Source organism: Roseateles oligotrophus (assembly GCF_014204525.1).
In the GTDB taxonomy this organism is placed as follows: domain Bacteria; phylum Pseudomonadota; class Gammaproteobacteria; order Burkholderiales; family Burkholderiaceae_C; genus Paucibacter_A; species Paucibacter_A oligotrophus_A.
The window spans coordinates 181,617-204,155 of record NZ_JACHLP010000001.1; the positions used below are offsets into that span (position 1 = coordinate 181,617).

A 22,539-nucleotide genomic window follows, 5' to 3' on the forward strand; every position below is an offset into this window, starting at 1 on the left:
CAAATAAAATAGGGCACGCCGACCAGCCCACACCGGCCTCGCGCCGGCAGTCTTGGCATCGAAGCGGCGAAAAAAAACCCGGCAAGCCGGGTTTTTCGATGCCGAGGCCGAATGGCCTCTGGGCTCAAGCCTTGCGGCGACGGGTGCCGATGCCGGCGCCCACCAGGGCCAGGCCCAGCAGGGCCAAGCTGGCCGGCTCCGACACGGGGGTCGGGGGAGTCGGGTTGCTGGCGTAGGTGTAGACGATCTCGGCGCCGCAGGCCGCGCGGGTCTGTTGGCTGGAGCCGATATTGCCGCCGCCGCCAATAACGCTAACGCCGCTCATCGAGGTGCAACCGATATTGAAATTGCCGCCACCAGCGCGGCTGAAATCGGCCCAGAGTCCGTTCAACTGCGTGGTGTAGTGGACGCCTTGGGCATCGCTCAAGGGCCCGAAGGTCGCGCTAGCACCCGAAGCCAGGGTCTGAAAGCCCGTGCTCGAACTCATGGCCAGCGTCTTGCCGGAGAGCAAGGCATTCAAGCTGCCCAGGCTGCTGCTGAAGAGCAGATCGACCGTGCCGGTCGCCTTGGTGGTCTGGGCTTGGGCAGCGTTATTGATCAGGCTGATGGAGGTCACCATTTGGCCATTCAACAGCAGATCGATGCCGGTCAGGTTGCCCAGGCTCGAATCAAACAAGCCCAGGGAACCGGATTGGTTGATTTCGGTCGTGGCCAGCGAATTGGCAAAGTTGTAGCTCACGGTACCGGCTTGGGCTCCCAGGGCAGCCAGCGAAATGAGCATGGAAATAGTCAGTTTCTTCATCGGATTCTTCCTCAAGATATTTTCATAGGACGGCCAAGCCGCCGGGCGACACAGAAAGCAATATGCATGCCCAAGAAAAAGTGAAACATAACCCGTTGATTGCATTGACAAAAACAAGGCCGCCTCCGAGGTCGATACTTGACATGTAAAGAATTCCGACACCTATTGCAATTCACGGGGCTATGCACCAGAAATTCAGAAAAAGCAAGCGCATTAAGCCAGGCTCGGAATCTGGCAAGATCGGGCGCGGCCAGGCTGTAGCCAGCGCCTCCAGACTTTTTTGCGCCACCCGAGGATGCGAATATGAGCCCCCTGCCTCCATGCCATGCCCTGCCCGCCGACGACCTGCTGCGCGTGCAACTGCATAACGAAGTCCATGCCCGCCCCGCGGCCCGCATCCGCCTGCCGGCCCTGGTGGTCTGCGTGGCCGTGCTCAACGAAGGTGTGGGCCGGGCGGACGAGCTGACCCATCTACGCCGCTTGCCGGGCCACGCTGGCCTGCAACTGGCCGATCTGCAAGACAATTTCTTGCGCCTGCGCGGCCAGGAGCACACCCTCAAATGGGAGCGCCACAGCGAATTCACCCGCTACACCCTGGTCCAGACCCTGCCGACTCGGGTAACGCTGGACGGCAGCCCGCGGGCCGCACAGGAGATAGCGGAGGAGGAGTTGCTGTCCGGCCTTTTGCTGGACCGGCAATGGCTGAGCCAGATCCCGGGCCGCACGGTGGCGGCCATCAAGCTCATCATGCTGGAGCAGTCCATCGCCGACACCCAGCAAGCCCTGACCCTGGCCTCGCGCTGGTTTGGCGGGCGCACGGTGGTGGCCTCCCTGCTGGGCCATGGCCATTCCCTGGTGGTGACCGATTTCCGCCTGCGCCAGACGGGCTTCGAGCACATGCTGGTGATGGCCCCGCCGGGCACCTCGGCCACCCGGGTGGGCCGCCTGTCGCAGCGCCTGCTGGAGCTGGAGATCTACCGCCTGATGGCCTTGCGCGGCCTGCCCGTGGCCAAGTCCCTGGCGCCCCAGCTGGCCGCGGCCGAGGCCAGCCTGGCCGAGCTGACGCAGAAGCTGGAGGCCAAGTCCAGCTCGGAGGCGGCGCTGCTGGACACGCTGATCCACCTCGCCGCCGGGGTGGAGCGCGCCACGGCCCAGCATGCCTATCGTTTCTCCGCCACCCAGGCTTATGACAGCCTGGTCAGGCAGCGCCTGACGGAGCTGCGCGAGAAGCCCATCCCTGGCACCCAGACCCTGGGCGAGTTCATGCAGCGCCGACTCTCACCCGCCATCGCCACCGTAGCCGCCACCGCCCAACGCCTGGGCTCGCTGTCACAGCGCATCGAGCGCAGCAGCGGGCTTTTGCGCACCCGGGTGGACATCGCGGCCGAGGCCCAGAACCAGTTGCTGCTGGCCAAGCTGACACGCGGCCAGGAATTGCAGCTGAGCCTGCAGACCACGGTGGAAGGCCTGTCCATCGCGGCCATCAGCTACTACGTCATCAGCCTGCTGCTCTATGCCGCCAAGGCCGCAAAGACCGCCGGCTTGCCCATCAACCCGGAGCTGGCCGTGGGCCTGGCCATTCCGGTGGTGCTGTTCAGCGTCTGGAAGGCCACCCAGCGGGTGCATGCCAAGCTGCACGGGAGCCCGCCGACACCTTGAGGGGAAAAGCCTTGGGATGGCCAGGGCGCATACAAGAGGCCGATACTGGGGCTTCAACAAAGCACCGGAGGCCTTGATGACACAGCACGCTTCTTCGCATGCATTTGCCCACCCATTTGCCCACACCTACGCCCACTTCACGACCCCCTCGCAGCGCAGTGGCGCCTTCTACTCCCTGCCCGAGTTGGCCAAGCAATTCCCCTCGGTGGCGCGCTTGCCGCTCTCGCTGCGAGTGGTGCTGGAGTCGGTGCTGCGTAACTGCGATGGCAAGCGGGTCACGGCCGAGCATGTGACCCAGTTGGCCAACTGGGCACCGCAGGCCGAGCGCAGTGAGGAGATCCCCTTTCTCGTCGCCCGCGTGGTGCTGCAGGACTTCACCGGCGTGCCCCTGCTGGCCGATCTGGCCGCCATGCGCAATGTGGCGGCCGCCGCAGGCAAGGACGCCAAGGCCATCGAACCTCTGGTGCCGGTGGACCTGGTGGTCGACCACTCGGTGATGATCGATTACTTCGGCAGCAAAAAGGCCCTGGACCTGAATATGCAGCTGGAGTTCCAGCGCAACCGCGAGCGCTACGAGTTCATGAAATGGGGCATGCAGGCCTTTGACACCTTCAGCGTCGTGCCGCCGGGCTTTGGCATCGTGCACCAGGTCAATCTGGAGTTTCTGGCGCGCGGCGTGCACAAGACGGGCAAGAAATCAACACAAGGCGCCAAGCTCTACTACCCCGACAGCCTGGTCGGCACCGACAGCCACACCACCATGATCAACGGCATCGGCGTGGTCGGCTGGGGCGTGGGCGGCATCGAGGCCGAGGCCGGCATGCTGGGCCAGCCGGTCTATTTCCTGACGCCCGATGTCGTCGGCTTCGAGTTGAAGGGCCGGCTGCGCGAGGGCGTCACCGCCACCGATCTGGTGCTGACCGTCACCGAGATATTGCGGCGCGAGAAGGTGGTGGGCAAATTCGTCGAGTTTTACGGCGCGGGCACGGCCAGCCTGAGCGTGCCGGACCGCGCCACCATCGCCAATATGGCACCCGAGTACGGCGCGACGATGGGCTTCTTCCCGGTGGACGAGAAGACCATCGCGTACTTCAAGGGCAGCGGCCGCAGCAAGGCCGAGATCGAGGCCTTCGAGGCCTATTTCCGCGCCCAGGGCATGTTCGGCGTGCCGCTGGCCGGGCAGATCGATTATTCCCAGGTACTGACGCTGGACCTGAGCACCGTGGCGCCCTCGCTGGCCGGCCCCAAGCGCCCGCAGGACCGCATCGAGATCACGCATCTCTCCAGCCGCTTTGCCGAACTGTTCAGCGCCGGGCCGGCCGCGGGCGGCTTCAATCAGCCCGCCGCCAAGCTGCATGCCCGCATCAAGCTGGAAGACGGCACAGCCATCGGCAACGGCGATGTGCTGATCGCCGCCATCACCTCCTGCACCAACACCTCCAACCCCAGCGTCATGCTGGCCGCCGGCCTGCTCGCCAAAAAGGCGGTGGAAGCCGGACTCAAGGTGGCGCCGCATATCAAGACCTCGCTGGCGCCGGGCTCGCGCATCGTCACCGAATACCTGGAGCGCGCCGGCCTGCTGCCCTATCTGGACAAGCTGGGTTTCAATGTGGCGGCCTATGGCTGCACCACCTGCATCGGCAATGCCGGCGACCTGCGGCCCGAGATCAACGCCGCCATCACCGGCCAGGACCTGGTCTGTGCCGCCGTGCTCTCGGGCAACCGCAATTTCGAGGCCCGCATCCACCCCAATCTGAAGGCCAATTTCCTCGCCTCGCCGCCCCTGGTCCTGGCCTATGCCCTGGCCGGCAATGTGATGGTGGACTTGATGACCCAGCCCGTCGGCCTGGGGAAAAAGGGACGCGAAGTCTTTCTGGGCGATATCTGGCCCAGCAGCGATGAGATCGAGGCGCTGATGAAGTACGCCATGAATGGCAAGGCCTTCAAAGCCAATTACGAGCGGGTTGCCGCCAAGCCCGGCAAGCTGTGGCAGAAGATCGAAGGCGTCAGCGGAGATGTCTACAACTGGCCGCCCAGCAGCTATATCGCTTGCCCGCCTTTTTTCGAGGGCTTCACCCAGCTGCCGCAATACACCCCAGCGGGCGTCAAGGCGGCCCGCATCATGGCCTTGTTTGGCGACTCCATCACCACCGACCACATCTCGCCCGCGGGCTCCATCAAGCCCAGCTCGCCCGCCGGCCTGTATCTGCAGGCCTTGGGGCTCAAGGCCGCCGACTTCAATAGTTATGGCTCACGCCGAGGCAATCACGAGGTGATGATGCGCGGCACTTTTGCCAATGTGCGCATCAAAAATCTGATGCTGCCTGCCGGACCGGATGGCAGCCGCATCGAGGGCGGCCTGACCCTGCGCCAGCCCAGTGGCGAACAGCAAAGCATTTACGACGCGGCCATGGCCTATATCGCCGAGGGCAGGCCCACGGTGATCTTTGCCGGCGAGGAATACGGCACCGGCTCCAGCCGCGACTGGGCCGCCAAAGGCACCCAGCTCCTGGGCATCAAGGCCGTGGTGGCGCGCAGCTTCGAGCGCATACACCGCAGCAATCTGGTGGGCATGGGCGTGCTGCCTCTGCAGTTCAAGGGCGAGGACAGCTGGCAAAGCCTGGGGCTCAGGGGCGATGAGCTGATCGACATCGTCATCGACGGCGACTTGGCCCCGCAGCGCGAGGCGCAACTGCTGATCCAGCGCGCCGATGGCAGCCACCAAAGCCTGGCCCTGATCCTGCGCATCGACACCCCCATCGAGGTGGACTATTACCGCCACGGCGGCATCCTGCCCTTTGTGCTGAGGCAGTTACTGGCCTAGCTTTGGCGGCTCCGCCAGCGCGTCCAGGCTCTGGCCCGAGGCCGCCAGCAGCTGCTCCAGCGCCGGCAGCAGAGGGCCCAGGCGCTCGTCCAGGGCCTCGCGCACGGTGTCCACGAAGACCTGGGTCTGGCGCTCGATCTCGATGTTCAGGGCCGCACCCTCGGCCTTGCCGCCAAAAGTGGTGGCGCGCAAGGTCTCGGGGATCAGCCAGACCTCGAACCAGCCGGCCTTGCGGTCGGCCTCGGCAACGGTCAGGCTGGCGCCGTTGATGGCGATATAGCCCTTGGCGAAGATATAGCGCATCCAGGGCTGGGGCACCTGGATGCGCAGCACATGGTTGTTCTCGGGCCGGCGGATGCCGGCCAGCGTCGCCATGAAGTCCACATGGCCGGACAAGGGGTGGCCGCCGATCTCGGCGCCATCGCGGGCAGCCCGTTCCACATTGATGGCGCTGCCCACCTGCAAATCGGCCAAAGTGGTCAGGCCCAGGCTTTGCTGCATCACATCGAACTCGGCATGCTGCGCGTCGTGGAGGCGGGTGACGGTCAGGCAGACGCCGTCGCAGGCCACGCTGGCACCGATCTCCAGGCCCTCGCAAAAGCGCTCGGGAAAGCGCAGCAACAGGCTGCGCAGGCCGGGTCTGTCGGTGATGGTCGCCACCTGGGCGACGCCTTGAACAATACCTGTGAACATGGGGCGGCAAAGACGGGAAAAAGAGGGGCCGAGCTTACCAGCTGACCTCGCGGTCGGGCGTGGCGCCAATCTTGTGCAGGGACAGGTCGGCGCCCTCGAATTCCTGCTCCTGGCTCAGGCGCAGCCCGCTCAGCTTCTTGATCACACCGTAGACCAGCAAGCCTCCGCCAAAGGCCCAGGCCAGGCCCAGCAGCGTGCCCAGTAACTGCGAGGCCAGGCTGACCCCACCCAAGCCGCCCAGGGCCTGGCTGCCGAAGATGCCGGCCGCGATGCCACCCCAGGCCCCGCACAAGCCGTGCAAAGGCCAGACGCCCAGCACATCGTCGATCTTCCAGCGGTTCTGCGTCAGGGTGAACATCTTGACGAAGATAAAGCCCGCCACACCGCCCACCACCAGAGCGCCGTAAGGGTGCATCAGGTCCGAGCCCGCGCACACGGCGACCAGGCCGGCCAGCGGGCCGTTGTAGGCAAAGCCGGGGTCGTTACGGCCCATCAAGACGGCGACCAGGGTGCCGCCGGCCATGGCCATCAGGGAGTTGACGGCCACCAGGCCGGAGATCTTGTCCAGGGTCTGGGCGCTCATCACATTGAAGCCGAACCAGCCCACCGTCAGCACCCAGGCACCCAGGGCCAGAAAGGGGATGCTGGAGGGCGGATGGGCGCTGATGGCGCCGTCCTTGCGGTAGCGGTTCAGACGCGGGCCCAGCAGCAGCACGGCGGCCAGGCCTATCCAGCCGCCCACCGCATGCACGACCACGCTGCCGGCGAAATCATGGAACTCGGCGCCGAACTGCGTCTTCAGCCAGGCCTGTAGGCCCAGGCCCTGGTTCCAGGCCACGCCCTCGAAGGCCGGATAGATCAGACCCACGATGAGCGCCGTGGCCATCAGCTGCGGGCCAAAGCGCGCACGCTCGGCGATGCCGCCCGAGACGATGGCGGGGATGGCCGCCGCAAAGGTCAGCAGGAAGAAGAACTTCACCAGCTCATAGCCATTCTTGGCCGCCAGGGCCTCGGCGCCGGTGAAGAAATGCGTGCCGTAGGCCACGGTGTAGCCGAGCATGAAGTACACCAAGGTAGAGACGGCAAAGTCCACCAGGATCTTGACCAGGGCATTGACCTGGTTCTTCTTGCGCACCGTGCCCAGTTCCAGGAAAGCGAAACCGGCGTGCATGGCCAGCACCATGATGGCGCCCAGCAGAATGAACAGCACATCGCCGCTTTGCTTGATGTTCTCCATGAAGTCCTCTGTTAGCTATGAACAGGGCCTTCAAGGTGATTGATGCACCGATTCGGCCCGATGCACCAAAGGAGCAAGAACAATGCCCAACAAGGGGCGCGCTGCGCTGCGGTCGCGCGCACCAAAACAAGGCCTCCCGGCCTGGATTGCCACCGCTTGGTGCGCAGGCCGCACCAATCGGTGGCAAAGTTCAGAGATGGCTCTGGAACAGCTCGGGCGAGAAACCCAGGCTCAAGCGGCCGTCCGCCCATTGCACGATGGGGCGCTTGATCACGCTGGGCTGCTGCTGCATCAGAGCGGCGGCGCTGGCCGCGTCCACCACGGCGGCCTCGCTCGCATCGTCGAGCTTGCGCCAGGTGCTGCCGGCACGGTTGATCACCTTCTCCCAACCCAGCTGGGCCAGCCATTGATCGGCCTGTGCGGCCGGCACGCCGGCTTTCTTGAAATCGTGGAACTCAAAGGCCAGGCCTTGATCGCCCAGCCAGCTACGCGCCCGTTTGACGGTGTCGCAATTGGGAATGCCAAAAACAATGATCTTCATGGCCGAGAGTCTAATTTGAGCCGCTACGATGCGTAGCAAGATGATCGACTGGCTTGACGACACCCCCACCAATTTCCCGCCCAGCGGCCGCGCTCTGGGCCCGGATTCCGAGGCGCCCGGCCTGCTGGCCGCCGGCGGCGACCTGAGCATCGCGCGCCTGCAAGCGGCCTATTCGCGCGGCATCTTTCCCTGGTACGGGCCGGATCAACCGCCGCTGTGGTGGGCGCCCGACCCACGCATGGTCTTGCAAACCGACAACTTCAAGCTCTCCCGCTCCCTGCGCAAAACGCTGGCGCATTTTGTGCGCTCATCCAGCTGCGAGATCCGCATCGACAGCGCCCGCGCCGAGGTGCTGGCGGCCTGCGCCAATGCGCCGCGCGAGGGTCAATCGGGCACCTGGATACTGCCGGAGATGCAGCAAGCCTATCTGGCTTGGGCCGAACAATCAGGCTGCGTGCACAGCATCGAAACCTGGATGGACGGCGAGCTGGTGGGCGGGCTGTACGGCATCAATCTGGGCCGCATGTTTTTTGGCGAGTCCATGTTCATGCGGCGCAGCGACGCCTCCAAGATCGCCCTGGCCGCCCTGGTCTGCCTGTGCCGGCAGTTCGATATTCCCTGGATAGACTGCCAGCAAAACACCCGCCATCTGGCCTCGCTCGGTGCCGCCGAAGTGCCGCGCCAGCTGTTTGAAACCCATCTCGCCAGCGTTTGCCAGCAGGCGCAGCCGGGACCCTGGACCTATCATCCTTCGCTGTGGACCCAGCTTGGCGGCAGCTTTGCCGACCCGTACTAACCAGCTTCTCGCCGTGACCTATCCCAAGGACCTCCCGCTCGCCCAGCTGCAGTTCTATGCCACGGCGGCCTATCCCTGCAGCTATCTGCCCGATAGGCAGGCGCGCTCCCAGGTCGCCACACCCAGCCATCTGATCCATGCCGATGCCTATTCCGGCCTGGTGGAGGCCGGCTTCCGGCGCAGCGGCCTGTTCACCTACCGGCCGTATTGCGATGGCTGCAAGGCCTGTGTGCCCATGCGCATCCCGGTCGAGCAATTCAAGCCCAGCCGCAGCCAGCGCCGGGCCTGGAGCCAGCATCAAGCGATGCAGGTGCGGGTGCTGCGCCTGGGCTATAGCCAGGAGCATTACGAGCTCTACCTGCGCTACCAGAGCGGCCGCCATGCCGGCGGCGGCATGGATAACGACAGTGTCGATCAGTACACCCAGTTCCTGCTGCAAAGCCGCATCAACTCACGCCTGGTGGAGTTCCGCCAGCTGCAGGCCGATGGCCGGGCGGTACTCAAGATGGTGTCCATTCTGGACATCCTCAGCGACGGCCTCTCCGCCGTCTACACCTTTTACGAGCCCGAGGAAAATGCCAGTTATGGCACTTACAACGTGATGTGGCAGATCCAGCAGACCAAGGAGCTGCAACTGCCACATCTCTATCTCGGCTACTGGATCGCCGAGAGCCCCAAGATGGCTTACAAGGCCAAGTACCGGCCGCATCAGCTGCGGCTGGACGGGGTCTGGCAGCAGCTGGACTGAGCGCTCAGAGCAGTTTAAAGGCCAGGGCCGCCACCAGTGTGGGCAGCAAGGCCGCCAGCAGTAGACCCAGGGGATGGACGGCCTTGCCATCGAAATGCTCGCGCAGCACGGCAATGCCGGCCGGATTGGGTGCGTTGGCAATGATGGTCAAGCCGCCACCGGTCACCGCGCCGGCGACCAAGGCGTATTTGAAGCCGTCGGACAGGCCTTCCACCAGGGAGCCCAGATAAGTCAGGGCCGCGTTATCGGTGAAGGCCGTCAACACCGTGGCGCCGAAGAAGATGGCGTCGCTGCTCATGCTCATCAGCACCGGCTGCAACCACCATTGCTGCAGCCCCCCCAGCACCACCAGGCCCGCCAGGAAGAAGGCCACCAACAAGCCCTCGCGCAGGATCAAGCGATCCTGGTGGCGTTCGTAAGCACTGGCCACTCCCAGGAAGAACAGGAACAGGCCCATGAACACGGCCGGGTGATGCGCAAACACCACCACGCCGGCCAGAAAACCCATATGCACCAGCACCAGCGGCAGCGGCACCTTGGCGGTCTCGCCCTGCTCCACCACGGCCATGGGCAAGTTCTTCAACTCTTTGGCAAACAGCAGGGTCACGCCCAGGGTATTGATGAAGACGGCGATCGCCGCCTTCCAGCCAAAGTGAGCCAGCATGAAACTGCTGTCCCAACCCCATTTGCTGGCGACCATCAGGACCGGCGGCGCGGCAAAGGAGGTCAAGGTACCGCCGATCGAAATATTGACAAAAAGCACACCCAGGGTGGCGTACTTCAGGCGGGTGGAGATGCCGCGGCCGAAGAACTGGTCGGCCAGAATCAGCGCCGCCAGCGTCATCGCGGCAGGCTCGGTGATGAAGGAACCCAGCAAGGGCACCAGACTCATCACCAGGAAATACATGCCCACGCTGCCCGGCAGGGGCAAGGCCTTGGCCACGCCACGCACCAGGCGCATGGCGGATTGAATGATGGGGCGGGTGCCCGCGATCACCATGATGGCGAACACAAACATGGGCTCGGTGAAGTTGCGAGTCTCCAGATAGGTCGTCGCTTCCTGCTTGCCCTGATAGGCAAACATGAACAGCATCAGCACCAGGGCCCAGAAACCAAACACCACCTCCACCTCGGCCAGCAAATGCCAGATGCCGCCGTGGCGAGGACTGCGTCGCGCGAGGTCCTCAAAAAACTTGGTGGAAAAGGTGTGCAGCAAGGCCACGACAAAGATCGCAGCGGCCGCAATTTCGGTGATATGGCTTGGATTCAGATTCATGCTCGTCATTTTCCCGCGAGGCGGCCCGACCATCGCAAAAACCTGCTGCCCCGCCATATGCGAGCCATGCACCCAGGCATTGAGTGTAGCCGAGCGAAAAATCAAGCATCTGCAAGCCTGCCCATGCGCTGCACCCGCTTACAGAATCAACACGAATATCACCTGAAACAGTGACAGGAATACCCGGTATTCCCCTGGGTTTTGAAGGGCAATCGGCGTGATTTCAAGCCTCCGGCCTGGCAAGCGGGGGAAGAAATCCTTCGGGCATAAAAAAACCCAACCGATCAGGGTTGGGTTTTTCGAAAAATATGGTGGAGCCGGCGGGAATTGAACCCGCGTCCGCAAACCATCACCGGGCAGTTCTACATACTTAGCCGTCTGATTTGAATCTCACGGAAGCGATCGCGCAGCGGCACGCTATCTCTCCCGCCAGTCACTGAATCTCGTTCTGTACCGAGTAACCCGATGCAAAACCAGCCCATGTGAATGACTTCTCAGCCTGTCGCCTTGCGGCTTGGGCCCGGCCCATGGGCCAACCGTTGAGAAGCTCACGCGCAATTAAGCGGCGAGTGCGAACGTAGAGTCGTTTGCAGTTACTTTGTTTCCAGTGGTTTTACGAGCGAACTGGTGCTCGGTATGCCCTACTCCGGATCCGCATCCACGTCGAAACCTGGTCGGCCCCAGAACTTGCTATTTTAGGCCACTCCGAGCACTTCCAAGAGCTCCGCGGGCCGAGAAATCACAATATCTGCACCCCAAGCGCCCACGGGCTTGCCATTTCCCAGGTATCCCCAGGCCGCGGCAACGGTTTGCATGCCCGCGGCGCGGCCGGCGATGATGTCGCGTTCGTCGTCGCCGACGTAAACACAGTGCTCGGGCAAGACCTGCGCACGCTTGGCCGCCTCCAGCAAAGGCGCCGGATGCGGCTTGGCATGCGGGGTCGTATCACCGCCGATCACAGCGCGCGCCCCGGCCTGCAAGCCCAAGGCCTGCGTCAGTGGCAGCGCAAAACGCTCCGCCTTGTTGGTAACGATGCCCCAGGCCAGGCCGGCCGCGGCAAGGCCGTCCAGCGTCGCCTGCATCTCATCGAACAGCCGGGTTTCCTGGGTCAAACGGCGCTCGTAGCGGTCCAGGAATTCGTTTTTCAAGGCCTCGTAGTCGGCATGGCCCGGCGCGATATCCAGGGCCAGACCCAGCATGCCGCGCGCACCCGCGCCGACCATGGGGCGCAGTTGCGCAAAGCCCAGTGCCGGCAGGCCGCGCTGCAAGCGCATGTCATTGGCGGCCCCGGCCAGGTCGGGCGCGCTGTCGACCAAGGTTCCGTCCAGGTCGAACAAGACCGCGCGAGTCAGGCCAGGCAAAACCCGCACCCGCTGGGCGGGCTCACACAGATCGACGGTGCTCATACGGGCTTGCGGCAGGCCAGCAGGTAGTTGACATCCGTGTCCGAGCCCAGGCTGTAGCGCTGGGTCAAGGGATTGAATGTCAGGCCGCGGCTGGCCTGCAACTCCAAGCCGGCATCACGGCAGAACTGCGCCAACTCCGCCGGTTTCAGGAAACGGGCGTATTCATGCGTACCGGCCGGCAGCATCTTCAGCACATATTCGGCACCGACGATGGCCAGCATGAAGGACTTCAGATTGCGGTTGAGGGTAGACAAAAACACCCAACCACCGGGCTTGACCAGATCGGCGCAGGCCTTGACCACGGAAGCGGGGTCGGGCACATGCTCCAGCATCTCCATGCAGGTCACGACATCGAAGCTGGCGGGGCGCTCCAGCGCCAAGGCTTCCACCGCGATTTCGCGGTATTCCACCCCTTCCGTGCCCGCCTCCATGGCATGCAGTTGCGCGACCTTGAGCGCCTTGGTGGCCAGATCAATGCCCAGGGTCTGGGCGCCACGCCGGGCCAGAGAATCGCTCAGGATGCCGCCGCCACAACCCACATCCAGCGCCGTCTTGCCTGCCAGCGGGCAGTAGCTGGCAATCCAGTCCAGGCGCAGCGGATTGATTTGGTGCAGCGGCTTGAATTCGCTGTCGACATCCCACCAGCGGTGGGCCAGATCGCCAAACTTGGCGAGCTCTTGGGGGTCTGCATTGATCATGGGCGGAAATGGTAATGGATGCGCCGCGGCGGAACACGATTTGTCACAAAGAGATGCGTTTGCCAAGCCGCCCTCCAGGCAAGAACAAGCGGGACAGGCAAAAAAAAGCCCCGCTGAGCGGGGCTTTTGGCAAACGCCCGAAGGCGTCTGGCAATTACTTCGTACGGGTACCGACGACTTCGATTTCCACGCGACGATTCTTGGCGCGGCCTTCGGCAGTCTTGTTGTCGGCGACAGGAGCCTTCTCGCCCTTGCCTTCGGTGTACACGCGGTTCTTTTCAGCACCAGCGCCAACCAAGTAGGCCTTGACGGCTTCAGCGCGCTTGACCGACAGCTTCTGGTTGTAGACATCGGAGCCCACGGAGTCGGTATGACCCACGGCGATGATGACTTCCAAGTTCAGACCCTTGGTCTTGGCCAGCAGGTCGTCCAGCTTGGCCTTGGCATCAGCCTTCAGCACAGCCTTGTCGAAGTCGAAGAAAGCGTCAGCAGCGAAGGTAACCTTCTCGCTCACGGGAGCCGGGGGAGCCACGGGCTTCGGAGGAGCCGGGGGAGCCACGACCGGAGGAGGAGCCACGGGCTTGGGAGCCTCGACCTTGGGTTCGGGCTTCAGGGCACCGTCGCACTCGGCAGCAGCCGTAGCGGGTGTCCAGTTGGCATCGCGCCAGCACAGCTCATTGCTACCGTTCTTCCAAACGGTGCCATCAGTTGCGCGCCAGTTGTCCACTGTCTGTTGTTGTGCAACAGCGCCGGACGCAGCAAAGGCAGCGACCACAGCGACGGACATCAGCGACGCCACTCGATTCAATTTCTTCATGATTCTCCTCTCAAGGAATGCCGCAGTTGCCCTGCGAGTGCCCAGTAAGTGCTAGAACAAAACCTTAGATAGATCCGCGAATGCGGGTTTCTCCTAGGGACTCATCGATTGTGCCATAGGGCACCGATAGGCTCGTATTGTGGCGGCCTCAAACGAAGGAGTCGCCAAAGTTGTTGTGAGAGTGCTACAGCCGCGGGCCTTTAGAATCCTCGCTCCTGTCCCTAACGATGCGGGCCCACCTGATGGGTGCGGCCACGCACATGCGCATGACCCAGTTCGCCAAGGAAACATTGCCCATCAGCCTCGAAGAGGAGATGCGGCGTTCATACCTCGATTACGCCATGAGCGTGATTGTGGGCCGCGCCCTCCCCGATGCCCGCGACGGCCTGAAGCCCGTGCACCGGCGCGTGCTCTTCGCCATGCACGAGTTGAACAACGATTGGAACCGGCCTTACAAGAAGTCGGCCCGTATCGTTGGTGATGTGATCGGTAAATACCACCCGCATGGCGACACGGCTGTTTACGACACCATCGTCCGCATGGCCCAGGATTTCTCGCTGCGCCATATGCTGGTCGATGGCCAGGGTAATTTCGGCTCGGTGGACGGCGATAACGCCGCAGCCATGCGGTATACCGAAATCCGCCTGGCCAAGGTCGCCCACGAAATGCTGGCCGATATTGACAAGGAAACCGTCGATTTCGGCCCCAACTACGACGGCTCGGAAAAAGAGCCCCTGGTGCTGCCGACCCGGCTGCCGAATCTGTTGGTCAACGGTGCCACCGGTATTGCCGTGGGCATGGCCACCAATATCCCGCCGCACAACCTCAACGAGGTGGTGGACGCTTGCCTGCACTCGCTGAAAAACCCGGACTGCAGCATCGATGAATTGATGGAGATCATCCCGGCGCCGGACTTCCCGACCGCCGGCATCATCTACGGCCTGTCCGGTGCGCGCGACGGTTACCGTACCGGCCGCGGCAAGGTGGTGATGCGGGCCAAGGTCCATTTCGAGGACATCGACCGCGGCAACCGGCAGGCCATCATCGTTGATGAGATCCCCTACCAGGTCAACAAGAAGACCTTGCTGGAGCGCATCGCCGAGCTGGTGCACGAGAAGAAGATCGAGGGCATCAGCCACATCCAGGACGAGAGCGACAAGTCCGGCATGCGGGTGGTGATCGAACTCAAGCGCGGCGAAGTGCCCGAGGTGGTGCTGAACAATCTGTACAAGCAGACCCAGCTGCAAGACACCTTCGGCATGAATATGGTGGCGCTGATCGACGGTCAGCCCAAGCTGTGCAATCTGAAAGACCTGATCACGGTCTTCCTGGAGCACCGCCGCGAGGTCGTCACCCGCCGCACCATCTTCGAATTGCGCAAGGCGCGCGAGCGCGGCCATGTGCTGGAAGGCCTGGCCGTGGCCATGGCCAATATCGACGAGTTCATCGCCACCATCAAGGCCTCGCCCACGCCGCCCATCGCCAAGGCGGCCCTGATGAGCAAGAGCTGGGATTCGTCCCTGGTGCGCGAGATGCTGGCGCGCGCTGAAGGGCAGACCGAGGGCGGCCGCAATGCCTACCGTCCGGAGGGCCTGGCGGCCGAATTCGGCCTGCAGGCCGATGGCCTCTACCGCCTGTCGGAAGAGCAGGCCGGCGAAATCCTGCAGATGCGCTTGCAGCGCCTGACCGGCCTGGAGCAGGACAAGGTCGTCGGCGAGTACAAGGACGTGATGTCGCAGATCGCCGATCTGCTGGACATCCTGGCCAAGCCCGCCCGCGTCACCGCCATCATTGTCGAAGAGCTGGTCCAGGTGCGCCAGGAATTCGGTCAGACCAAGATTGGCGCACGCCGCAGCACCATCGAACATAACGCCCAGGAACTTGGCACCGAAGACCTGATCACCCCCACCGATATGGTGGTGACGCTGTCCCACACCGGCTATATCAAGAGCCAGGCCCTGAGCGAATATCGGGCGCAAAAGCGCGGCGGCCGCGGCAAGCAGGCCACCCAGACCAAGGACGACGACTGGGTCGACCAACTCTTCATCGCCAACACCCACGACTGGATCCTGTGCTTCAGCAACCGCGGCCGTGTCTACTGGCTGAAGGTCTGGGAAGTGCCGCAGGGCTCGCGCGCCTCGCGCGGCAAGCCCATCGTCAATATGTTCCCGCTGCAGCAGGACGAAAAAATCACCGTCGTGCTGCCGCTGACCGGCGAGTTCCGCAGCTTCCCCGAAGGCCACTTCATCTTCATGGCCACGGCCCTGGGCACGGTCAAGAAGACCTCGCTGGAAGACTTCGCCAACCCGCGCAAGGCCGGCATCATCGCCATCGCCCTGGATGAAGGCGACCACCTGATCGGTGCCGCCCTGACCGACGGCAAGCACGATGTGATGCTGTTCAGCGACGGCGGCAAGGCCGTGCGCTTTGACGAAGACGATGTTCGTTCGCTGGGCCGCACCGCGCGCGGCGTGCGCGGCATGATGCTGGAGCCCGAGCAGCGCCTGATCGCCATGCTGGTGGCCGAAGACGAAAACCAGAGCGTGCTGACCGCCACGGAAAACGGTTATGGCAAACGCACCGCCATCACCGAATACACCCGCCACGGCCGTGGCACCAAGGGCATGATCGCCATCCAGCAGACCGAGCGCAACGGTCGCGTGGTGGCCGCCACCCTGGTGCGCGCGGAAGACGAGATCATGCTGATCACCGATCGTGGCGTGCTGGTGCGCACCCGCGTCTCCGAGATCCGTGAACTGGGCCGCGCCACCCAAGGCGTGACCCTGATCGCTCTGGATGATGGCGCCAAGCTCTCGGGCTTGCAGCGCATCGTCGAGAACGACGCGAACGAGAACAGCAGTACCGAAGCCACGGGCGACGATCCAGCCGCCGGCACCGACAACGTCAACGACAGCGACGACACCTCCAAGGAATAAATGAACACCAAGCCCATGAAATTTCTGGCCGCGGCCGCGCTGCTGCTTTGCGCCAATCTGAGCCTTGCCCAGTCCGCGACTTCCACCGCCACCCCGGCCAAGAAGGAAATGATCGCCAAGCTGCTGACCCTGCAATCGCAGAGTTATGACCAGTTGGCCCGTAGCCTGATGCAGCAGCCCCTGGGCAATCTGATGCAGGGTGCCGGTGCCGCCTTGCAACAAGTACCGGCCGAGAAACGCGAAGCCACGGCCAAGGCCATCGAAGCCGACATCAAGAAGTTCGTCGACGACAACGCGCCGATGATCAAGGACAAGGCCGTCAAGATCGCCCCCGGCACCGTCGGCACCTTGCTGGACGAGCGCTTCAGCGAAGACGAGTTGAAGCAGTTGCTGGCCTGGCTGGAGTCGCCGGTTTACAAAAAATTCAGCCAGATCAATGGCGAGCTGCAAAAAGCCCTGGGCGACAAGCTGCTGGCCGAAACCGCACCGACCCTGGAAACCCGCTTCAAGGCCCTGCAGCAAAGCGTGGGCAAGCATCTGGGCATCGCGCCGCCGGCCGCTTCCTCGGCCCCGGCCGCCAAGCCCGCCAAGAAGTAAGCAAGCGCAATACCCGCCTCGACTCGTCGGCTCAGCTCGGACGGGCCGAGGCGATCCAATCGTCAGCCCCGTCCCCTCAGCGAAGCAGCCCATGACTCAGCGCCCCTTCAATTTTTCCGCCGGCCCCGCGGCCTTGCCTGAAGAGGTACTGAATCAGGTCGCTGCCGAGATGCTGGACTGGCAGGGTTCGGGCATGAGCGTGATGGAGATGAGCCATCGCGGGCCCGAGTTCACCCGCATCTGTGCCGAGGCCGAAAACGATCTGCGCGAGCTGCTGCAGGTGCCGGCCAATTTCCGCATTCTCTTCATGCAGGGCGGCGGCCTGGCCGAGAACGCCATCGTGCCGATGAATCTCGCGCGAGGCGGCAAGGTGGATGTGGTCGTCACCGGTTCCTGGTCCAAAAAAAGCGCCGAAGAAGCGCGCCGTTATGCCAGCGTGAATATCGCCGCCAGCGGCTCAGACTCCAAATTCACCCAGTTACCCAGCCCAGGCAGTTGGCAGCTCAGCGCCGACGCCGCCTATGTGCACGTCTGCAGCAATGAAACGATTGACGGCATCGAGTTCCACGAACTGCCCGACCTGAAGGCGCTGGGCAGCGCGGCCCCGCTGGTGATCGATTGCTCGTCTCACCAGCTCTCGCGCAGCATTGACTGGTCGCGCGTGGGCCTGGCCTTTGGCGGCGCGCAAAAAAATATCGGCCCGGCCGGCCTGACCCTGGTGTTTGTGCGCGAAGACCTGCTGGGCCATGCCCTGCCCATCTGCCCCTCGGCCTTCGACTACCAGACCGTGGCGGCCGCCCAGTCCATGTACAACACCCCGCCCACCTTCTCCATCTATGTGGCCGGCCTGGTGTTCCAGTGGCTCAAAAAATTCAGCTACGCCGGCAAAACCGGCGTGGCCGCCATCGAGCAGCGCAATATCGACAAGGCCCAGCTGCTCTACGGTGCGCTGGATGGCTCCAAGCTGTTTGAGAACCGCGTCGCGGCGCATGCCCGCTCGCGCATGAACATTCCCTTCTACCTGCGCGGCGAGTACAACACGCCGCAACTCACGAGTGCCTTCCTGGATGGAGCGAAGGCGCGCAATCTGCTGCAACTCAAAGGCCACAAGTCGGTGGGCGGCATGCGTGCATCGATCTATAACGCGATGCCACTGGAGGGTGTGCAAGCCCTGGTGGCGTACTTGAAGGACTTTGAGGCTCAATATGGCTGACATCCCGGCCGGCACACCCGCCCCCACGGCGGCACCGGAACTCTTGGTTCTGCGCGATCAAATCGACGCGCTGGACCAGCAATTGCTTGACCTCCTGAACCGCCGCGCCCATGTGGCCGAGCAGGTGGGCGAGGTCAAGCGCCGCGAAGGCACGCCCTTCTTCCGCCCCGACCGCGTGGCGCAAGTCATCGAGAAGATCAAGACCGCCAACCCCGGCCCCCTGAAGGCCGAGCATGTGGCCGCCATCTGGCGCGAGATCATGTCGGCCTGCCTGGCGCTGGAGTCGCCGCAGCGGGTGGCCGTGCTGGGCCCGGTCGGCACCTTCTGCGAGCAGGCCGCCATCGAATACTTCGGCGGCGCCGCCGACCTGATCTACTGCGCCAGCTTCGACGAGGTCTTCCACGCCACCGCCAGTGGCAGCGCCCAGTACGGCGTGGTCGGTGTGGAAAACATGACCGAGGGCGTGGTGACCCGCTCGCTGGACCTGTTCCTGCACACCCCGACGCATGTGGTGGGCGAGGTCAGCCTCTTGATCCGCCACAACCTGATGCGCAAGGACAATTCCCTGCAAGGCATCGAGGCGGTGCTGGCCCATCCGCAGGCCCTGGCCCAATGCCAGAACTGGCTGAACAAGCATCTGCCCGATGCCGAGCGCCGCGCCGTCTCCAGCAATGCCGAAGGGGCCCGCCTGGCCGCCGCCAATCCGGCCTGGGCGGCGATTGCCAGCGAGCGGGCCTCGGCCCTGTTCGGCCTGCACATCGTCGCCCATGCGGTGCAGGACGAGGCCTATAACCGCACCCGCTTCGCCGTCATCACCCTGCCCCAGACCATGGCCACGCCACCGGCCTCGGGTCGCGACTGCACCAGCCTGATCGTCTCGGTGCCCAACCGGCCCGGCGCCATGCATGATCTGCTGGTGCCGCTGAAGACGCACGGCGTCTCGATGACGCGGCTGGAGTCCCGCCCGGCCCGCACCGGCCAATGGGATTACTATTTCTACATCGATCTGGACGGTCATCCCTCGCAGCCCCATGTGGCGGCGGCCCTGGCCGAACTGCGCGAGTTGTGCGCCTTCTTCAAAATCATCGGCGCCTACCCACTGAAAGCCTGAGGACGGAAGCAGCAGTATGTTCAAGCAACTGGGCGTGATCGGCTGCGGCCTGATGGGCGGATCTTTCGCCCTGGCGATGAAGAAGGCCGGCCTGGTCAAGCATGTGGTGGGCTATAGCAAATCGCCCTCCACCACCGAAACGGCGCGCCGCCTGGGCGTCATCGATGTGGCGGCCGACTCGGCCCTGCTGGCCGTCTCCGGCTCCGACATCGTCTTGCTGGCCGTGCCGGTGTCCGCCACCGAGGCGACGCTGAAAGCCATACGCCATCTGATCGGCCCCCAAGTGCTGCTGATGGATGTGGGTTCCACCAAATGCGATGTGGTGGACGCGGCCCGCCGCGCCCTCGGTGATCGCCTGCCCAGCTTTGTGCCCGCCCACCCCATTGCGGGCAAGGAAACCGGCGGCGTCCAGCATGCCGACGCCGGCCTCTACCAAGGCCGTACCGTCATCCTGACGCCCCTGGCCGGAACCTCGGCCCAGGCCGTGCAGCGCGCCACCGATGTCTGGGCCAATCTGGGCGCCCAGGTGCTGAAGATGTCGCCCAAGAATCACGACGCTGCTTTCGCCGCCGTCAGCCATCTGCCTCATCTGCTGGCCTTCGCCTTTTTCCAGTCGGTGGCAGCTCAGCCCGCCGGACGCGACTTTCTGAGCCTGGCCGGCCCCGGCTTTCGCGACTTCACCCGCATCGCGGCCGGCGACCCGGCCGTCTGGCGCGATATTCTGATGGCCAACAAGGCCGAGGTCTTGGCGCAGTCGCAACGCTTCCGGCAGACCCTGGACGCGCTCGAGGGCTTGCTCAAGGCCGACGACGCCGCCGCCCTGGAAGCGCGCATCCGCCTGATCTCCGATGCCCGCGGCCAATGGCAGATGGGGCAGATGGGCCAAATCGGCACGCCACGCCCGGCCAAGTAAGCGAGGCCGCACCGGGCTCCTCTTGCGGCGCAAGGCCACTGCCTCGGCCGCTCTTTTACTGAATTGCCTTTCCCATGTTCAAGATCCCTTTCCTCGACCTCCCCCCCTTGCGCAGCGCCGCCGGCACCGTGCGCCTGCCGGGCTCCAAAAGCATCTCCAACCGGGTGCTCTTGCTGGCCGGTCTGTCGGAAGGCACGACCGCCGTCCACGATCTGCTGGACTCCGACGACACGGCCGTGATGCTGGCCTCGCTGAAGACCCTGGGCTGTCAGCTCAAGACCGACCATGCCGGCGTGCTGCACCTCACCGGCATTGGCGGCCGCTTGCAAACCCGCCAGGCCCAGCTCTTCCTCGGCAATGCCGGCACCGCCATGCGGCCGCTGACCGCCGCCCTGGCCCTGCTGGCCGCCACCCAGGGCGGCGAGTTCGAGCTCAGCGGCGTGCCGCGCATGCACGAACGCCCCATCGCCGATCTGGTCGACGCCCTGCGCCTGCTGGGCTGCCAGATCGAGTGCCTGGGCAATGAAGGTTATCCGCCACTCAAGCTCACAGGCCCGTCCCCCCTGAAGCTGGACGAGCCCGTCAAGGTGCGCGGTGATGTCTCCAGCCAATTCCTGACCGCCCTGCTGCTGGCCCTGCCGCTGGTGGCGACGCAGCAAGACGTGGTGATCGAGGTGGTCGGCGAGCTGATCTCCAAGCCCTATATCCACATCACCCTGGCCTTGCTGGAGCGCTTCGGCATCCAGGTGCAACGCGAGGGCTGGCAGCGCTTCACCATACCGGCCGGCTCGCGCTACCGCTCGCCCGGTGATCTGCATGTGGAGGGCGACGCCTCCTCGGCCTCCTACTTCATCGCCCTGGGGGCCATCGCCGCCAGCGACGAGCCGCTGCGCATCGAGGGCGTGGGCCAGGCCAGCCTGCAGGGCGATGTGCGCTTTGCCGAGGCCGCCCAGGCCATGGGCGCCATCGTGGCCAGCGGCCCTAACTGGCTGGAAGTGCGGCGCGGTGCCTGGCCGCTGCGCGGCATCGATCTGGACTGCAACCACATCCCCGATGCCGCCATGACCCTGGCCCTGATGGCCTTGTACGCCGACGGCCCCACGACCCTGCGCAATATCGCCAGCTGGCGGGTCAAGGAGACCGACCGCCTCAGCGCCATGGCTACCGAGCTGCGCAAGCTGGGCGCCGAGGTCGAGGAAGGCCCGGACTGGCTGCGCGTCCAGCCCCTGCGCGACTGGCGGGCCGCCAGCATCCACACCTACGACGACCACCGCATGGCCATGTGCTTCTCGCTGGCCGCCTTCAATGGCTTGCTGAGTGATCGGTCGCCCCAGCGCGTGAAACACCACCCCGACCCCGCGGCCATCCGCGGCGAACTGCAGACCAAGGACCGCGCCGTGCCGGTGCGCATCCTCGACCCGCAATGCGTGGCCAAAACCTTCCCCGACTACTTTGAAACCCTGTTCGGCGTGGTGGAGGCGCGCAGCGAGGACATCCCCGTCATCACCATCGACGGCCCCACCGCCTCGGGCAAGGGCACGCTGGCCGATCAGGTCGCCCATGCCCTGGGTTATGTGATCCTGGACTCGGGTTCGCTCTACCGCGCCTGCGCCCTGGCCGCGCACCGCGGCGAGGTCGATCTGGATGATGGCGAGGCCGTGGCCGCCGTGGGCGCCAACCTGAATCTGAGCTTCAAGAACGGCCATGTCTGGCTGGACGAGGAAGACATCAGCGAGGACCTGCGCCGCGAGGCCACCGGCCTGATGGCCTCCCAGGTGGCAGCCCACCCGGCGGTGCGTGCGGCGCTGAACCAGCTGCAGCTCGACTTCCGCCGCCTGCCCGGCCTGGTGGCCGACGGGCGCGATATGGGCACCGATGTATTTCCCGACGCCGGGCTGAAGGTTTTCCTGACGGCCAGCGCGGCGACGCGCGCCGAGCGCCGCCATAAGCAATTGATTTCCAAGGGGATTTCGGCTAATATCGAAGGCTTGCGCCAGGATCTGGAGGCACGAGACGCCAGGGATAAAAACCGTGCGGCCTCACCTTTGCACCCAGCGGCTGACGCAAAAATGCTCGACAACTCGGCCCAGTCGATTGAGGAATCAACTCAGCGGGTGCTGGCTTGGTGGGCACAAACAAGGCCTTTTGCCGTTCAGCGTTGAGCGGTGGATGGCCCGGCCGCGGCCTCACAGCCGGCGGCCAAAAAACCTCGCCTCGGGCTCTCCGCCCGGGCGCTGTCTTCAACCTAACCCGCGAAACGCTCACGCGTCCA

Annotated in this window: 18 protein-coding genes and 1 other RNA gene; 10 read left to right on the forward strand and 9 right to left on the reverse strand. The window is 64.3% G+C overall.

Annotation, left to right across the window (positions count from 1 at the left end):
- Window positions 1-124: 124 nt before the first annotated feature.
- On the reverse strand, window positions 125-802 hold the full coding sequence (locus HNP55_RS00880) for a choice-of-anchor E domain-containing protein (RefSeq protein ID WP_184295110.1): 678 nt from the start codon (window positions 800-802) through the stop codon (window positions 125-127).
- Between the two features lie 303 nt (window positions 803-1,105).
- Here HNP55_RS00880 and HNP55_RS00885 point away from each other — a divergent pair, with 303 nt between their 5' ends.
- Window positions 1,106-2,461 (forward strand): DUF3422 family protein, encoded by a 1,356-nt coding sequence (locus tag HNP55_RS00885; protein ID WP_184295113.1) that lies wholly within the window; start codon window positions 1,106-1,108, stop codon window positions 2,459-2,461.
- A 76-nt stretch (window positions 2,462-2,537) separates the two neighbouring features.
- Window positions 2,538-5,285, forward strand: a complete 2,748-nt coding sequence (acnA, locus tag HNP55_RS00890; RefSeq protein ID WP_184295116.1) for an aconitate hydratase AcnA — start codon at window positions 2,538-2,540, stop codon at window positions 5,283-5,285.
- Here acnA and HNP55_RS00895 read toward each other — a convergent pair.
- The 3 genes from HNP55_RS00895 to HNP55_RS00905 all read right to left on the reverse strand — a co-directional run bounded on the left by HNP55_RS00895 (window position 5,274) and on the right by HNP55_RS00905 (window position 7,756).
- Window positions 5,274-5,978: a riboflavin synthase subunit alpha gene (locus HNP55_RS00895; protein ID WP_184295119.1), complete on the reverse strand. Its 705-nt coding sequence runs from the start codon at window positions 5,976-5,978 to the stop codon at window positions 5,274-5,276. The two genes, acnA and HNP55_RS00895, sit on opposite strands and share 12 nt — an antisense overlap.
- 34 nt (window positions 5,979-6,012) lie before the next feature.
- A complete protein-coding gene (locus HNP55_RS00900; protein WP_184295121.1) occupies window positions 6,013-7,215 on the reverse strand; it encodes an ammonium transporter in 1,203 nt (400 codons plus the stop codon).
- Window positions 7,216-7,405: 190 nt separating this feature from the next.
- Window positions 7,406-7,756, reverse strand: coding sequence for an ArsC family reductase (locus HNP55_RS00905; RefSeq protein WP_184295124.1), 351 nt, complete (start codon window positions 7,754-7,756; stop codon window positions 7,406-7,408).
- A 28-nt stretch (window positions 7,757-7,784) separates the two neighbouring features.
- Between HNP55_RS00905 and aat the strand changes: the two genes are divergently transcribed.
- Both aat and HNP55_RS00915 read left to right on the forward strand, forming a co-directional pair.
- Window positions 7,785-8,552: a leucyl/phenylalanyl-tRNA--protein transferase gene (gene aat, locus HNP55_RS00910; RefSeq protein WP_246448093.1), complete on the forward strand. Its 768-nt coding sequence runs from the start codon at window positions 7,785-7,787 to the stop codon at window positions 8,550-8,552.
- A gap of 13 nt (window positions 8,553-8,565) precedes the next feature.
- Window positions 8,566-9,300 carry an arginyltransferase gene (locus HNP55_RS00915; RefSeq protein ID WP_184295127.1) on the forward strand — a complete coding sequence of 245 codons (735 nt, stop codon included), beginning with the start codon at window positions 8,566-8,568 and terminating at the stop codon, window positions 9,298-9,300.
- Window positions 9,301-9,304: 4 nt separating this feature from the next.
- Here HNP55_RS00915 and HNP55_RS00920 read toward each other — a convergent pair whose 3' ends face one another.
- The 5 genes from HNP55_RS00920 to ompA form a co-directional block, all read right to left on the reverse strand.
- A complete protein-coding gene (locus tag HNP55_RS00920; protein WP_246448094.1) occupies window positions 9,305-10,576 on the reverse strand; it encodes a putative Na+/H+ antiporter in 1,272 nt (423 codons plus the stop codon).
- Window positions 10,577-10,885: 309 nt separating this feature from the next.
- Window positions 10,886-11,258, reverse strand: a transfer-messenger RNA (tmRNA) gene (gene ssrA, locus HNP55_RS00925).
- Between the two features lie 13 nt (window positions 11,259-11,271).
- Entirely contained in the window at window positions 11,272-11,982 is a 711-nt protein-coding gene (gph, locus tag HNP55_RS00930; protein ID WP_184295133.1) for a phosphoglycolate phosphatase, read from the reverse strand.
- Window positions 11,979-12,680, reverse strand: coding sequence for a bifunctional 2-polyprenyl-6-hydroxyphenol methylase/3-demethylubiquinol 3-O-methyltransferase UbiG (ubiG, locus tag HNP55_RS00935; protein ID WP_184295136.1), 702 nt, complete (start codon window positions 12,678-12,680; stop codon window positions 11,979-11,981). Before ubiG ends, gph begins: the two co-directional genes overlap by 4 nt.
- 154 nt (window positions 12,681-12,834) lie before the next feature.
- A complete protein-coding gene (gene ompA, locus HNP55_RS00940) occupies window positions 12,835-13,497 on the reverse strand; it encodes an outer membrane protein OmpA (protein WP_184295138.1) in 663 nt (220 codons plus the stop codon).
- 266 nt (window positions 13,498-13,763) lie between these two features.
- Between ompA and gyrA the strand changes: the two genes are divergently transcribed.
- The 6 genes from gyrA (at window position 13,764) to HNP55_RS00970 (ending at window position 22,429) form a co-directional block, all read left to right on the forward strand.
- Window positions 13,764-16,433, forward strand: a complete 2,670-nt coding sequence (gene gyrA / locus HNP55_RS00945) for a DNA gyrase subunit A (RefSeq protein ID WP_184296627.1) — start codon at window positions 13,764-13,766, stop codon at window positions 16,431-16,433.
- Window positions 16,434-16,448: 15 nt separating this feature from the next.
- Entirely contained in the window at window positions 16,449-17,030 is a 582-nt protein-coding gene (locus tag HNP55_RS00950; protein WP_184295141.1) for a DUF2059 domain-containing protein, read from the forward strand.
- 91 nt (window positions 17,031-17,121) lie between these two features.
- Window positions 17,122-18,243 carry a 3-phosphoserine/phosphohydroxythreonine transaminase gene (gene serC / locus HNP55_RS00955; RefSeq protein ID WP_184295144.1) on the forward strand — a complete coding sequence of 374 codons (1,122 nt, stop codon included), beginning with the start codon at window positions 17,122-17,124 and terminating at the stop codon, window positions 18,241-18,243.
- Entirely contained in the window at window positions 18,236-19,354 is a 1,119-nt protein-coding gene (gene pheA, locus HNP55_RS00960; RefSeq protein ID WP_184295147.1) for a prephenate dehydratase, read from the forward strand. The genes serC and pheA overlap by 8 nt, the downstream gene beginning before the upstream one ends.
- Window positions 19,355-19,370: 16 nt before the next feature.
- Window positions 19,371-20,267, forward strand: a complete 897-nt coding sequence (locus HNP55_RS00965) for a prephenate dehydrogenase (RefSeq protein ID WP_184295149.1) — start codon at window positions 19,371-19,373, stop codon at window positions 20,265-20,267.
- Between the two features lie 74 nt (window positions 20,268-20,341).
- The gene (locus tag HNP55_RS00970; protein ID WP_184295152.1) at window positions 20,342-22,429 is read left to right on the forward strand and encodes a bifunctional 3-phosphoshikimate 1-carboxyvinyltransferase/cytidylate kinase; all 2,088 of its coding nucleotides are present in this window, start codon (window positions 20,342-20,344) and stop codon (window positions 22,427-22,429) included.
- Window positions 22,430-22,539: the final 110 nt, after the last annotated feature.